Source organism: Streptomyces sp. NPDC002886 (assembly GCF_042888445.1).
Taxonomy (GTDB): domain Bacteria; phylum Actinomycetota; class Actinomycetes; order Streptomycetales; family Streptomycetaceae; genus Streptomyces.
The window spans coordinates 161,225-173,629 of sequence record NZ_JBIAPV010000014.1 but is presented as its reverse complement, the minus strand read 5'-3'; the positions used below and the strand labels follow the sequence as shown (position 1 = coordinate 173,629).

Here is a 12,405-nt window from a genome sequence, read left to right as displayed (position 1 = left end):
GCCGCCCGTGGGCGCACCTGTTCGGGGTAGGCTCCCCGGGGTCGAAAGGAGTGACCTGCGATGACGACGCCCGCGAACCACGGCCCGAACAACGGGGCGAACCAGCCCGAGGATGACGACCCGTTCGGCTACCTCTACGAGGACGGACAGGCCGCCGGGGCCACCCCGCCCGGGCAGGGCGGCGGGTACGGCTACCCGGGACCCGGGGCCGGCAGCCAGCCGGGCGTGCCCCGGACCTCGTACAACCAGGTCCGCACCGTCGGTGACCGGCCCCAGCGCGGCCAGCGCGGGCCCGTTCCCTATCAGCAGGGCCCCCAGCAGCCCCCGGCCTACCAGGCCCAGTACCAGGCCCCCGAAGCGCTCCAGGCGGGCGGCTACGGCGTTCCGCCGCAGCAGCAGCCCCCGCAGTACACCCAGTCCCTGCCGCTGCCGGGCTCCGGCGGCGGACACGGCGGCCACGGTGGTGGCGGGTCCAGCCGCAAGGGCATGCTCATCGCGGCCGTCGCGGTGGTCGCCGCGGTGGCGATCGGCATCGGCGCGGCGGTGATCTTCGGCAAGGACGACGACGCCGACAAGGGCAAGACCGACACCGCGAACACGGGCCAGAGCCCGTCGGCACCGGCGCCGACCACTCCCTCGGGCAAGCCGAGCGACTCCGCCCCGGCGGACGCTCCGCTGCCCAAGGGCGACGCGGGCGGCTCCGGCATGGTGATCAGCGGTGGCGCTGCGCTGGAGAGCGCGGTGCCGGGCGCGAAGAGCTCGGGCGGTCAGTACGTGGGCGCGTTCAACCAGACCGGCGCCGCCGTGACCTGGACGCTGGAGGTCCCCAAGACCGCCGAGTACACCTTCCGGATGTACTACGGCGTGCCCGGCAAGGACGCCAGCATGACGCTGACGATCAACGGCCAGGCGCAGACCCGTGCGATCAACATGAAGAACTTCGCGAAGGCCGGCGACGGTGACTGGGCCAAGGGCTGGACCAACACCTACTCGTACGTGAACCTCAAGGAGGGCACGAACACCATCAAGATCTCCTGCGAGTCGGGCAACTCCTGCGAGGCGGTCATCGACCGGTTCGTGCTGGAGAAGCGCTGACCGGCAGGGCGCCTTAGCTCTCCGTGACCTTCACCGACCCCCGTACCTCCTCGTAGGTGCGGGGGTCGAAGTCTCCCGCCGTGGGGGCCGCGACCGTGGCGGCCGAGAGGGCCACCGCCCGGGTCAGGCGGTCCGGCCAGTCCAGGCCTTCGGTGAGGGCCGAGAGGAGGCCCGCGACCGCGGAGTCGCCGGCGCCCGTGGGGTTGCCCGCCAGGGTGCGGGGCGGGGCCGCGCGCCAGGTGCCGCCGGAGGCGGCGGCGAGGAGTCCGGCCGGGCCGAGCGAGGTGACCACCGCGTGGGCCCCGCGGCGGCGGGCGTCCCGGGTGGCGGGGAGCGGGTCGCGGGAGCCGGTCAGCTCCGCGAGCTCGGCGGCGTTCGGTTTGATCACGTCGGGGCGGGCCGCGACCCCGCGGCGCAGGGCTTCGCCGCTGGTGTCGAGGAGGACGGGCACGCCGGCCGTGCGGGCCGCCCGTACGAGGGTGGCGTAGGCCCCCACGGGCACGCCCGGGGGCAGGCTGCCGCACAGGGCCACCGCGCGGGCGCCGCCCGCCAGCAGGGCCTCGTAGCGGGAGAGGAAGCCGGACCACTCGGCGGCGGTGATCAGCGGGCCCGGTTCGTTGAACTGCGTGGTGTCCCCGGAGGCCTCGTCGACGACGGCCAGGGTGCGCCGGGTGGTGCCCGCGCAGGGGACCAGCTCGTCGCGGACGCCGGGGGAGCCGGCGAGCAGCCCGCGGACGAGGGCTCCCGTGGGGCCGCCCGCGAAGCCGGTCGCGGTGACCTCGTGGCCGATCGCGGCGAGCACGCGGGCCACGTTCAGGCCCTTGCCGCCGGGGCGTTCGGTGACCTCGGTGACGCGGTGGGAGGCGTGCGCGAGCAGGCGCGGTACGCGGTAGGTGACGTCGAGCGCGGTGTTGAGCGTCACGGTCAGGATCATGGCGGGGCCCCGGTCTCGGTGTGTGCGGCCTCGGGCGGGGCATCAGCATGCCAAACGGAGAAGCGGTCGGCCCAGTACCCCGGGCCGACCGCTTTCGTGGGAGGGCCCGGGTCAGTTGCCCGCCGCGAGCGGGTTCACGATCCATTCGCCGCGGCGCATGACGCCCCGGACGTCGAAGGCGGAGTCGAGGACGACGAGGTCCGCGTACTTGCCGGGCTCCAGCGAGCCGACCCGGTCGTAGACGCCGAGCAGCTTGGCCGGGTTGGCGGAGATCGCCTGGACCACGGACTCGACGGGGAGCTTGTCGAGGGTGACGGAGCGCTTGAAGGCGGTGTCCAGGGTGAGGGTGGAGCCCGCGATGGAGCCGCCCTCGACGAGGCGGGCGACGCCCTCCTTGACCTCGACCTCCAGCGGGCCGAGGTGGTAGATCCCGTCGCCGAAGCCGGCCGCGTCCATCGCGTCGGTGATCAGCGCCACCCGGTTCGCGCCCGCGTGGTGGAAGGCCAGCTCCAGCATGGCCGGGTGCAGGTGCGTGCCGTCGTTGATCAGCTCGACGGTGACCCGCTCGTCCTCCAGCAGGGCCGCGATGGGGCCGGGGGCGCGGTGCTCCAGGCCGGGCATCGCGTTGTAGAGGTGGGTGGCCACGGTCGCGCCGGCGTCGATGGCCTCACGGGTCTGCTCGTACGTGGAGTCCGTGTGGCCGATCGCCGCGATGACCCCGTGCTCGGCGAGCAGCCGTACGGAGTCCAGGCCGCCGGGGAGCTCGGTGGCGAGGGTGAACATGCGGGCGGCGCCGTGCGAGGCGTCGATCAGCTTGCGGACCTCGGCCGGGTCGGGGTCGCGCAGCAGGTCTTCCTTGTGCGCGCCCTTGCGGCAGGGGTTGATGAAGGGGCCCTCGAAGTGGATGCCCGCGATGTCGCCCTGCTGGGTCAGCTCGGCGAGCAGTCCGGCGCGGCGGGCCAGTTCGTCCAGGTCGCCGGTGACGGTGGAGGCGACCAGGGTGGTGGTGCCGTGCTCGCGGTGGGTCCGTACGCCCTTGAGCACCTCCTCGGCGGTGCCGGAGGTGAAGGAGGCACCGCCGCCGCCGTGGTTGTGCATGTCGACGAAGCCGGGGACGACCAGGCACCCGGTGAGGTCGACGACGGCCGCGTTCTCGTCCGCGCTGCCGGCGATGCGCTCGCCGTCGACGATGAGGCGTCCGCCCTTGACGATGCCCGTGGGCAGCACCACGTCGGCGCCGGAGAGAACGGTGCTGCGGCCCACATGTGCGCTTCCGGACATCAGGCAGGTACCTCCGTGGCGAGTAGATCCCAGGCGAGCAGCCCTGCACCCAGGCATCCGGCGGTGTCCCCGAGGGCGGCCGGAACGATGTGGGGCAGCCGCTGGAACGTCACGCGTTCCTCGACGGCCGTCCGTAGTGGTGTGAACAAGGTTTCCCCGGCCTCGGCCAGTCCGCCACCGATGATCAGCGTGCGCGGGTCCAGCAGGGTGATCGCGGTGACCAGCCCGTCGGCCAGGGCGCCGATCGCGGCGAGCCAGACCTCCCGGGCGCGCTCGTCGCCGGATTCGACGGCCTTGGCGCAGTCCGCGGCGTCCGCCTCGGGGTCGCCGGAGGCGGCCGCCCAGGCGCGGCTGACGGCGGAGGCGGAGGCGAGGGTCTCCAGGCAGCCGCGCTGGCCGCAGCCGCAGGCGGGTCCGCCGGGGCGGACCACGATGTGGCCGATCTCGCCCGCGTACCCGTGCGCGCCGGCCTCGATGCGGCCGGCGATGCCGATGGCTCCGGCGATGCCGGTGCCGAGGGGGACGAACAGGAAGCGGTCGGCGCCGCGGCCCGCGCCGATGCGGCCTTCGGCGAGTCCGCCCGTGCGGACGTCGTGGCCCAGCGCGACCGGGATGCCGCCGAGGCGTCTGCCGAGCAGTTCGCGCATCGGGACGTCGCGCCAGCCCAGGTTCGCCGCGTAGACGGCGATCCCGTTCTCGGCGTCGACGATGCCGGGGACGGCCACGCCGGCCGCGGAGGCGGTGGTGTGGAAGCGTTCCCGGCCGAGGTCGAGGAGCTCGGCGGCGAAGTCCTGGATCGTCTCGACGACGGCTTCGGCGCCCCGCTCGCGGCCGGTGGCACGGCGCGCTTCGTGGAGCAGGGTGCCGTCGGCGGCGACGAGGGCGGCCTTCATCCCAGTGCCGCCCACATCGAGGGCGATGACGTGTTTCACGGGTTTCACGGGTGACAGTCTCGCGTGATCGGAGGGCAAAGGTCTAGTCCACTGGGAGGGATTGTTGAGTGGCCATACAAATTAGGGACCTTCGTCGGCGGACGGGCCGGTCCACGGGTCCGTGCGCGAATCCGTACGTGCGTGCGTACGCGGGTCCGTGCGTGTGCGCGCGTGCAGGCCGTGTGGACGTTTGGGGCCGGATGTTGACCAGGCTCAAAAGTGGTGTAGACCTTTACGCGAATCGTACGGAACAACCTGGGGTGGAACGAGAACTGTGAAGGCCCGAACTGTCCAGGCCAGAAGGCTGAACCTCGCCGCTTCCGGCCTCGCACTGTGCCTGACCGCGGTGACGCTGACCGGCTGCGGCGCCGTGTCGGGCGTCACCGGGGACAACGAGGTCACCCTGAAGGTCGTGGCGGCCGACTACGGGGACAAACCGGAAAACTCCTCCAAGCCCTACTGGAAGGACCTCGCCGCGGCCTTCGAGAAGCGCAACCCCGGCATCAAGGTCCAGGTCGACGTCTACTCCTGGGAGGAGGTGGACGCCAAGGTCGCCGAGATGGTCAAGGCCGGCGAGGCCCCCGACATCGCGCAGATCGGCGCCTACGCCGACTACGCCGCCGACGGCAAGCTGTACACCGCCGACGAGCTGCTCTCCGTGAACACCCAGGCCGACTTCCTCGATCCGCTCGCCGAAGCGGGCAAGGTCCGGCGCGATCAGTACGGCATGCCCTTCGTGGCCAGCACCCGGCTGATGTTCTACAACGAGAAGCTCTTCGCCGACGCGGGCATCATCCCCAAGGACGGCAAGACCCCCTGGCGCCCCAAGAGCTGGGCCGATCTGGAATCCGCCGCCAAGAAGCTCAAGGCCGACGGCGTCCCGACGCCCATCGCGCTGCCCCTGGGCCGCGAGGAGGCGCAGGCCGAGACGATGCAGTGGCTGCTCGCGGGCGGCGGAGGCTACGCCGACAACGAAGATCAGTACTCGATCGACTCCCCGAACAACATCGGCACCCTGGAGTTCCTGCGCGACGACCTCGTCGGCGCGGGCCTGACCGGCCCCGTGGAGCCGGGCAAGCTGAACCGCCAGGCCGCCTTCGACTCCTTCTCGCGCGGCGAGGTCGGCATGCTCAACGGGCACCCCACGCTGCTCAAGCAGGCCGCCGCCAAGGGCGTGAAGTACGGCATGATCCCCATGCCGACCTCCGACGGGGTCAGCCACCCCACGATGGGCGTCGCCGACTGGGTGATGGCCTTCAAGGCCGGCCACCAGATGGAGTCCGGGAAGTTCCTGGACTTCCTCTACGAGGCCGACAACGTGACGGCCTTCACCGAGAAGTACGACCTGCTGCCGGTGACCACCAGCGGCTCCCGGGCGATGGACGCCTCCACCGGGTCCTCCTCGGCGGAGCTGAAGACCTTCCTGCACGCCCTGCCCAACGCGCGGCTCTACCCGGTGGGCAAGAAGTCCTGGGCGACCGTGAGCGAGGACATCAAGAAGAACATCGGCAAGGCCGTGCAGCCGGGCGGGCAGCCCGCGAAGATCCTCGCGGACATCGCGGAGGCCGGGCGCAAGGCGGATCCGCGCTGATCCGTGCTGATCCGGGCTGACCGGCGCCGGCCCGCGCGGGGCTGATCCCGGTCGGGCGGGCGCTGTCGGAGGGCGGAGTTAACCTGGCCGTATGACGGACGCGGACGAGAGGCCGCCCGCCGGGCTGAGCCCCGACGAAGCGGCCGTACTGGCCTACGAGGCCCGCACCTGGCCCGGCCCGGGTGCCAAGGAGCGGGCCATAAGGGAAGGACTGGGGATGCCCCCGGTCCGGTACTACCAGCTCCTCAACGCGCTGATGGACGATCCCAGGGCGCTGCGGCACGCACCCGGCACCGTCAACCGCCTGCGGCGGATCCGTGAGGCCCAGCGGGCCCGGCGGTAGCCGCCGTGGCCCGGGCATCGCCCGCGCCGTAGCCGTGGCCCGGCGGGGCCGTTAGGGTCGTGCGTATGGGGAGCCATCCGCACGATCTGCCGATGCCCGTCACCACCGCCGGGCGCGAGGGACTCGAAGCCCTCCTCCGCGCGCCGCGCCGCTCCGTCGTCGCCCTCGACTTCGACGGCACCCTCGCCGACATCGTTCCCGACCCCGACCAGGCACGGGCCCACCCGGGAGCCGTTCCCGCGCTCTCCGCGCTCGCGCCCGAGGTCGGCTCCATCGCGGTCGTCACCGGCCGGCCCGCCGGGGTCGCCGTCCGCTACGGGGGCTTCGCCGGGGTCCCCGGACTCGAACACCTGGTGGTCCTCGGCCACTACGGAGCCGAGCGCTGGGACGCCGTGAGCGGCATCGTGCACGCTCCGGCCGAGCATCCGGGGGTCGCCGCCGTCCGGGCCGAGCTGCCCGGGTTCCTGGACGCGATCGGCGCGTGGCGCGGGACGTGGATCGAGGAGAAGGGCCAGGCACTGGCCGTCCACACCCGCCGCGCGGCGGACCCGGAGGCGGCCTTCGCGGCCCTGCGCGAGCCCCTGGCGGGGCTGGCGGCCCGGCACGGCCTGATGGTCGAGCCGGGACGGGCCGTACTGGAGCTGCGGCCGCCGGGGATGGACAAGGGCGTCGCGCTCACGGAGTACCTCGCGGAGGTGGGGGCGCAGGCCGTGCTCTACGCCGGGGACGACCTGGGTGACCTCGCGGCGTACTCGGCGGTGGAGAAGCTGCGCGCCGGGGGCATGCCGGGCCTCCTGGTCTGCAGCGGCTCGGCGGAAGTCCCCGAACTCGCCGCCCGCGCGGACCTGACCCTGTCCGGCCCGTCAGAGGTCGTCGCCTTCCTGTCCGCCCTGGCGGCGGCACTGACTGAGCCCCCTTCCCCTTCTTGACGCGAAGCACGCACCGCCCGGCCTGGGCCGCCCCCAGCCGTACCCGCGCCCCGGGCGGCACCGCCACCGCCCGGCCCCCGCCGGACGGAGTCCGGCGCAGCGCCGCGAAGCCGGGGAGGCCCGCCAGGGCCGAGCCGTGCGAGCGGTGCGTCAAGAAGGAGAAGGGCCGCGCAGTGCGTTCAGCTGGGCCGTGAGCCATTGCGCCGGGGGGAGGGCCGTGGCCGCCGCGGCCAGGCGTTTCGTGCGGTCCGCGCGTTCCGCCGACGGCATGGAGAGGGCGGCGTGCAACGCCTCCGCGGTCGCCGTCACGTCGTACGGGTTCACCGTCAGCGCGTCCGCGCCCAGTTCCTCGTACGCCCCCGCCCCGGTGGACAGCACCAGCACGCATCCCGCCTCCGAGACCACCGGGATCTCCTTCGCGACCAGGTTCATGCCGTCCCGTACGGGATTGACCAGCGCCACGTCCGCCAGCCGGTACACCGCCAGCGATCGCGCGAAGTCGTCCTCGACGGAGACGAGCACCGGCTGCCAGTCGTCCGTACCGAACTCCGCGTTGATCTCCGCGGCCAGCTCCCGCACCGACTCCGTGTACTCCCGGTAGACGGCCAGGTCCTGCCGGGACGGATAGGCGGAGGCCAGGTGGACCACCTCCCCCTGCCACTCGGGGTACGTGGTCAGCAGCTCCCGGTACGCCAGCAGCCCCCGCAGGATGTTCTTCGACAGCTCCGTCCGGTCCACCCGTGCGATCGTCCGCAGCTCGCCGACCTCCGCCCGCAGCGCCGCCAGCTTGTCGTCCACCTCCGGCCGGTGCGCGAGCGCGCGCAGCTCGTCCCCGTCCACGCCGAGGGGGTACGCGGTGACGTGCGTGAACCGGGCCTGCCCGAGCCGGTCCCCGTCCGCGCTCCTCCCGCGGTGCCGCACGCCACGCCCGGCACCGTCCGCAGCCGATGCCTGCGCGAGCCCGTGCACGTCATCGGTCACCGCGCCGCTGATGAAGTTGTCCGCCCACTCCCGGGTGTGGAACCCCAGCCGGTCCGCCCCGAGCATCCCCCACACCAGCCGGCTCCGGATGTCCTCCGGAAGCATCCCCAGGAAGTCCCGCGAGGCCCACGGCGTGTGCGTGAAGTGCCCGATCCGCAGGTCGGGGCGGAGCTCCCGGAGCATTCCGGGGGCCAGCGCCAGGTGGTAGTCCTGGATCAGGACCGCCGCGCCCTCGGCCGCCTCCTCCGCGAGGGCCGCCGCGAAGGCCTCGTTGTACGCGACGTACGAAGCCCAGCGCCGCCGGAACTCCGCGTCGAAGACCGGCTCGCGCGGGATCTCGTACAGGTGGTGGTGGAGGAACCACAGCACCGAGTTCGCGATGCCGTTGTACGCACCGTCGTAGACCTCCGGGTCGATGTCGAGCATCCGTACGCCCGGCTCGGAGACCCCCTGCCGTACCGCCTCCCGGTCCGCGTCCGACAGCGCCGCGCAGATCCACAGCGCGTCCGGCTGCTCCGCGAGGGCGGCGGAGAGCCCGGAGACGAGGCCGCCCCCGCCGCGGCGGGCACTGAGCGTGCCGTCCGCGTCGAGGGCGTACGAGAGGGGGCCGCGATTCGCGGCGACGAGCACCTGGGAAGCCATGCGGCGAACCTAGCCCGCCTCGCCTCCGGTCAAACGTCAGCGCCCGCGCGTCCGCCGGACCGAGAGCAAGACCACACCGCCGAGTGCCGTGAGCGTGGCGGCCGCCGTGCCGGGCAGCGGTCGCGGCTGCTGCGTGGTCGACGGGACGGTGGGCGAGGGGGAGGAGGAAGGGGCCGCCGACGCGGAGGCCGACGGCGACGGCGACGGGTCCGGGGGCGTGATCACCGGCGGGGCCGGTGCGCAGGCCGGGTCCTTCGAGCCGTCCTCGCAGTTGGTGCGGCCGCTCCGCGCGACCACGTGGTTCGTGAGCTTGCCGTCGCCGGTCAGCGGGTCGTTGACCCGCACCTTGTAGGTGATCGTCGCGGTCTTCCATGCGTCCGGAGCGTCTGGCATGTCTGAAACGTGTAAACCCCATGAGGGGGAAATTGGCCCGATAGGGAATGAATCGGGCTTTACGCCACGCGACGGCGCGCGTACTCCTCGATGTCCCGCATCGGCGGCCGTTCCTCGGTGTCCACGGCGTAGGTGTGCGGTACGAACCCCTGCGGGCCCCGCTCGAACTGCGTCAGCTCGGGGCGTACCAGGTGTCCGCGCGAGAGCCGGACCTGCGCCGTGCGGTAGATCGCCGCGGCCATCCGGCCCAGGGCCTGGCCGTCCTGGTGTCGGTGCAGCCGTACGCCCACGTCCACCTGGGCCAGCGCGTCCAGCCCGGCCGTGTGCAGCGCGTCCACCAGCAGGCCCAGCTCGACCCCGTAGCCCACGGGGAACGGCAGCCGTTCGAGGAGCTCGCGGCGTACGGCGTACTCGCCGCCCAGCGGCTGGACGAAGCCGGCCAGCTGCGGCCAGTGCAGGTTGAGCAGGGGCCTGGCCACCAGCTCCGTGACCCGGCCGCCCTGGCCGTGGGCCTTGGCGGAGGCGAGGTCGCCGGGCTCCTGGCCGCCGGGCTCCTGGCCGCCGGGCTCTTGGCCTCCGAGCTCCGGGCCGAGCGGGCGGTCGTACATCGCCTTGACGAACCGCACGTCCGGCTCGGTCAGCAGCGGGCCGACGATCCCCGAGACGAAGGCCGACGAGAAATCGCGCAGGTCGGCGTCCACGAAACAGACGATGTCCCCGGTGGTGGCCAGCAGCGAGCGCCACAGCACCTCGCCCTTGCCGGGCAGCGCCGGGATCCGCGGCAGGACCTCGTCGCGATGCACGACCCGGGCCCCGGCCTTGGCCGCGACCTCCGCGGTGCGGTCGGTGGAGCCCGAGTCGATCACGACGAGCTCGTCCACCAGGGGGACCGGCAGCCCTTCGATCAGATCGCGCCGGATCACCTCGACGATCTCGCCGACCGTCGCCTCCTCGTTCAGCGCCGGCAGCACCACGCTCACCGTGGTCCCCGCTGCCCGCTTGGCCGAAAGCAGCTGGCCGAGCGGTCGGTCGGCGGCGGACCAGGAGCGGTCTGCCAACCAGCGCTCCACCTCTTCCAGCACCTTCAGCACTCCCTGTTCGTCACTGGGTTCATCACGGGGTTCATCATTGGTTTGGGCCGAAATGTGATCCATCTCGCGGTTCGGACGGCTGTCTCAACCCCCCGGACCTTCGGTTACAGTCTTGAACAACGCGATGGCCCACCGCATGCCGGGGGGCCCGCGTACAAACGCACCGGCGCGCCACAGAGCGCGTGTGCCGGTGCCATACCGCTCATCCAGAGGGGCAGAGGGACACGGCCCGTTGAAGCCCCGGCAACCCTCCAGTCGGTTCTCGCGATCGCGCATTCCAGCGCCGCCAGCGAGGTCCCCGGCTAGGGAAGGTGCCAAATCCGTCTCATGGCGAAGTGCGCCATGGGGAAGATGAGGAGAAAGGGCCTCGCCATCATGGCTGCACAGTCTGTCGCAACCTCTGCCGAAACCGTTGAAAGCACCCGCGTCGAAACCGGCACCGCCGGTACCTCCGTCGATCTCGGTCCCGCCACCGGCCTTTCCTGTCGTGAGTGCGGTACCCGCTTCGAGCTCGGCCCGATCTTCGCCTGCGCCGAGTGCTTCGGACCGCTCGAAGTCGCCTACGAGCTGCCCCTGGGCGACCCGGAAGCCCTGCGCGCCGCCATCGAGGCCGGCCCGAACAACATCTGGCGCTACGCGCCGCTGCTGCCCGTCCCGGCGGACGTGGCCTCCAAGCCGAGCCTGAACCCCGGCTTCACCAAGCTCGTGGACGCGGCCAACCTGGCCAAGGAGCTCGGCTTCACCGGCAAGCTGTACGTCAAGGACGACTCCGGCAACCCGACGCACTCCTTCAAGGACCGCGTCGTGGCCATCGCCGTCGAGGCCGCCCGCGCCTTCGGCTTCACCACCCTCTCCTGCTCCTCCACCGGCAACCTGGCCGGCGCCGTCGGCGCCGCGGCCGCCCGTGCCGGCTTCCGCTCCTGCGTGTTCATCCCGCACGACCTGGAGCAGGGCAAGGTCGTCATGGCCGGTGTCTACGGTGGCGACCTGGTCGGCATCGAGGGCAACTACGACGACGTCAACCGCTTCTGCTCCGAGCTCATCGGCGACCCGCTGGGCGAGGGCTGGGGCTTCGTCAACGTCAATCTGCGCCCGTACTACGGCGAGGGTTCCAAGACCCTGGCGTACGAGATCTGCGAGCAGCTCGGCTGGCAGCTGCCCGACCAGATCGTCATCCCGATCGCGTCCGGCTCGCAGCTGACGAAGATCGACAAGGGTCTGCAGGAGCTGATCAAGCTCGGCCTCGTCGAGGACAAGCCGTACAAGATCTTCGGTGCCCAGGCCGAGGGCTGCTCCCCCGTCTCGACCGCCTTCAAGGCCGGTCACGAGGTGGTCCGCCCGCAGAAGCCGAACACCATCGCCAAGTCGCTTGCCATCGGCAACCCGGCGGACGGCCCGTACGTCCTGGACATCGCGCGCCGCACCGGCGGGTTCGTCGAGGACGTCAACGACGAGCAGGTCGTCGAGGCCATCAAGATCCTCGCGCAGACCGAGGGCATCTTCGCCGAGACCGCGGGCGGCGTGACCGTCGGCGTGACGAAGAAGCTCGTCGAGAACGGGCAGCTCGACCCCGCGCTGACCACCGTGATCCTGAACACCGGTGACGGCCTCAAGACCCTGGAGGCGGTGGCCGCCGACAGTGGTCAGACCGCCACGATCCGCCCGAGCCTGGACGCGTTCCGCGCCGCCAACCTCGCCTGATTCCTCCCCCTGCACACCGGAAAGGCAGTAGCGCCATGAGCGTCAACGTCCGCATCCCCACCATCCTGCGCACCTACACCGGCGGCCAGGCCGAGGTCTCCGCCGAGGGCACGACCCTCGAAGAGGTCATCCAGTCCCTGGAGACGAGCCACCCCGGCATCGCCGCGCGCGTCCTGGACGACCAGGGCAAGCTGCGCCGCTTCGTCAACGTCTACGTCAACGACGACGACGTGCGCTTCGAGGGCGGGCTGCAGACGTCCACCCCGGACGGCGCCGGCATCTCGATCATCCCCGCCGTCGCGGGTGGCTGCTGAGCCTTCGGCCGCGCTTCGGCTGAGCCCGTGCGGCACCTCGTAAGGCCTCGCGGAAACTGAATTGCCCCCTCCGTTAAGAAACGGAGGGGGCAATTCTGCTTGGTTGGGCGCGGTAGAGTTGGGGAAGTCCCCTCCGCTGTTCTTGCCCGCCGCATATGAACGGGGCGCGTGAGGGTTG

At 72.1% G+C, this 12,405-nt stretch carries 12 protein-coding genes and 1 riboswitch; of the genes, 6 read left to right on the top strand and 6 right to left on the bottom strand.

From position 1 onward, the window contains the following. Positions 1-60: 60 nt before the first annotated feature. Positions 61-1,095 (top strand): carbohydrate-binding protein, encoded by a 1,035-nt coding sequence (locus ACFYYB_RS38625; protein WP_389442726.1) that lies wholly within the window; start codon positions 61-63, stop codon positions 1,093-1,095. Positions 1,096-1,108: 13 nt separating this feature from the next. Here the strand turns inward: ACFYYB_RS38625 and ACFYYB_RS38620 are convergent, their stop codons facing one another. The 3 genes from ACFYYB_RS38620 to ACFYYB_RS38610 all read right to left on the bottom strand — a co-directional run bounded on the left by ACFYYB_RS38620 (position 1,109) and on the right by ACFYYB_RS38610 (position 4,242). Then, positions 1,109-2,029 carry a 1-phosphofructokinase family hexose kinase gene (locus ACFYYB_RS38620; protein ID WP_389442724.1) on the bottom strand — a complete coding sequence of 307 codons (921 nt, stop codon included), beginning with the start codon at positions 2,027-2,029 and terminating at the stop codon, positions 1,109-1,111. A 111-nt stretch (positions 2,030-2,140) separates the two neighbouring features. Beyond that, positions 2,141-3,310: an N-acetylglucosamine-6-phosphate deacetylase gene (nagA, locus tag ACFYYB_RS38615; protein WP_389442722.1), complete on the bottom strand. Its 1,170-nt coding sequence runs from the start codon at positions 3,308-3,310 to the stop codon at positions 2,141-2,143. After that, entirely contained in the window at positions 3,310-4,242 is a 933-nt protein-coding gene (locus ACFYYB_RS38610; RefSeq protein WP_327309375.1) for an ROK family protein, read from the bottom strand. Before ACFYYB_RS38610 ends, nagA begins: the two co-directional genes overlap by 1 nt. Positions 4,243-4,516: 274 nt before the next feature. Here ACFYYB_RS38610 and ACFYYB_RS38605 point away from each other — a divergent pair, with 274 nt between their 5' ends. The 3 genes from ACFYYB_RS38605 to otsB all read left to right on the top strand — a co-directional run bounded on the left by ACFYYB_RS38605 (position 4,517) and on the right by otsB (position 7,105). Continuing rightward, positions 4,517-5,833 (top strand): extracellular solute-binding protein, encoded by a 1,317-nt coding sequence (locus tag ACFYYB_RS38605; protein ID WP_389442720.1) that lies wholly within the window; start codon positions 4,517-4,519, stop codon positions 5,831-5,833. Between the two features lie 91 nt (positions 5,834-5,924). Next, positions 5,925-6,176 carry a DUF3263 domain-containing protein gene (locus ACFYYB_RS38600; protein ID WP_254386650.1) on the top strand — a complete coding sequence of 84 codons (252 nt, stop codon included), beginning with the start codon at positions 5,925-5,927 and terminating at the stop codon, positions 6,174-6,176. Positions 6,177-6,241: 65 nt separating this feature from the next. Continuing rightward, positions 6,242-7,105 (top strand): trehalose-phosphatase, encoded by an 864-nt coding sequence (gene otsB / locus ACFYYB_RS38595; RefSeq protein WP_389442717.1) that lies wholly within the window; start codon positions 6,242-6,244, stop codon positions 7,103-7,105. Positions 7,106-7,255: 150 nt separating this feature from the next. Here otsB and ACFYYB_RS38590 read toward each other — a convergent pair whose 3' ends face one another. Genes ACFYYB_RS38590 through ACFYYB_RS38580 form a run of 3 tightly spaced genes read right to left on the bottom strand, consistent with a single transcriptional unit; the run spans position 7,256 to position 10,203 of the window. After that, positions 7,256-8,728, bottom strand: coding sequence for a trehalose-6-phosphate synthase (locus ACFYYB_RS38590; protein WP_389442714.1), 1,473 nt, complete (start codon positions 8,726-8,728; stop codon positions 7,256-7,258). A 36-nt stretch (positions 8,729-8,764) separates the two neighbouring features. Further along, complete coding sequence (locus ACFYYB_RS38585) at positions 8,765-9,121, bottom strand: hypothetical protein (protein WP_389442712.1); 357 nt, start codon at positions 9,119-9,121, stop codon at positions 8,765-8,767. Positions 9,122-9,180: 59 nt separating this feature from the next. Continuing rightward, positions 9,181-10,203, bottom strand: coding sequence for a glucosyl-3-phosphoglycerate synthase (locus ACFYYB_RS38580; protein ID WP_389442918.1), 1,023 nt, complete (start codon positions 10,201-10,203; stop codon positions 9,181-9,183). Positions 10,204-10,411: 208 nt separating this feature from the next. After that, positions 10,412-10,570: riboswitch (SAM riboswitch) on the top strand. Between the two features lie 17 nt (positions 10,571-10,587). Between ACFYYB_RS38580 and thrC the strand changes: the two genes are divergently transcribed. Together thrC and ACFYYB_RS38570 are read left to right on the top strand one after the other, a co-directional pair. Continuing rightward, the gene (gene thrC, locus ACFYYB_RS38575; protein ID WP_389442710.1) at positions 10,588-11,913 is read left to right on the top strand and encodes a threonine synthase; all 1,326 of its coding nucleotides are present in this window, start codon (positions 10,588-10,590) and stop codon (positions 11,911-11,913) included. 35 nt (positions 11,914-11,948) lie between these two features. Continuing rightward, complete coding sequence (locus tag ACFYYB_RS38570; RefSeq protein WP_389442707.1) at positions 11,949-12,227, top strand: MoaD/ThiS family protein; 279 nt, start codon at positions 11,949-11,951, stop codon at positions 12,225-12,227. Positions 12,228-12,405 lie beyond the last annotated feature (178 nt).

What these genes read in the sequence shown, in the direction of transcription:
- ACFYYB_RS38625 (WP_389442726.1), top strand. Translation starts at nt 61, where the DNA reads ATGACGACGCCCGCGAACCACGGCCCGAACAACGGGGCGAACCAGCCC.
- ACFYYB_RS38620 (WP_389442724.1), bottom strand. Translation starts at nt 2,029, where the DNA reads ATGATCCTGACCGTGACGCTCAACACCGCGCTCGACGTCACCTACCGC.
- nagA (WP_389442722.1), bottom strand. Translation starts at nt 3,310, where the DNA reads ATGTCCGGAAGCGCACATGTGGGCCGCAGCACCGTTCTCTCCGGCGCC.
- ACFYYB_RS38600 (WP_254386650.1), top strand. Translation starts at nt 5,925, where the DNA reads ATGACGGACGCGGACGAGAGGCCGCCCGCCGGGCTGAGCCCCGACGAA.
- otsB (WP_389442717.1), top strand. Translation starts at nt 6,242, where the DNA reads ATGGGGAGCCATCCGCACGATCTGCCGATGCCCGTCACCACCGCCGGG.
- ACFYYB_RS38590 (WP_389442714.1), bottom strand. Translation starts at nt 8,728, where the DNA reads ATGGCTTCCCAGGTGCTCGTCGCCGCGAATCGCGGCCCCCTCTCGTAC.
- ACFYYB_RS38585 (WP_389442712.1), bottom strand. Translation starts at nt 9,121, where the DNA reads ATGCCAGACGCTCCGGACGCATGGAAGACCGCGACGATCACCTACAAG.
- thrC (WP_389442710.1), top strand. Translation starts at nt 10,588, where the DNA reads ATGGCTGCACAGTCTGTCGCAACCTCTGCCGAAACCGTTGAAAGCACC.
- ACFYYB_RS38570 (WP_389442707.1), top strand. Translation starts at nt 11,949, where the DNA reads ATGAGCGTCAACGTCCGCATCCCCACCATCCTGCGCACCTACACCGGC.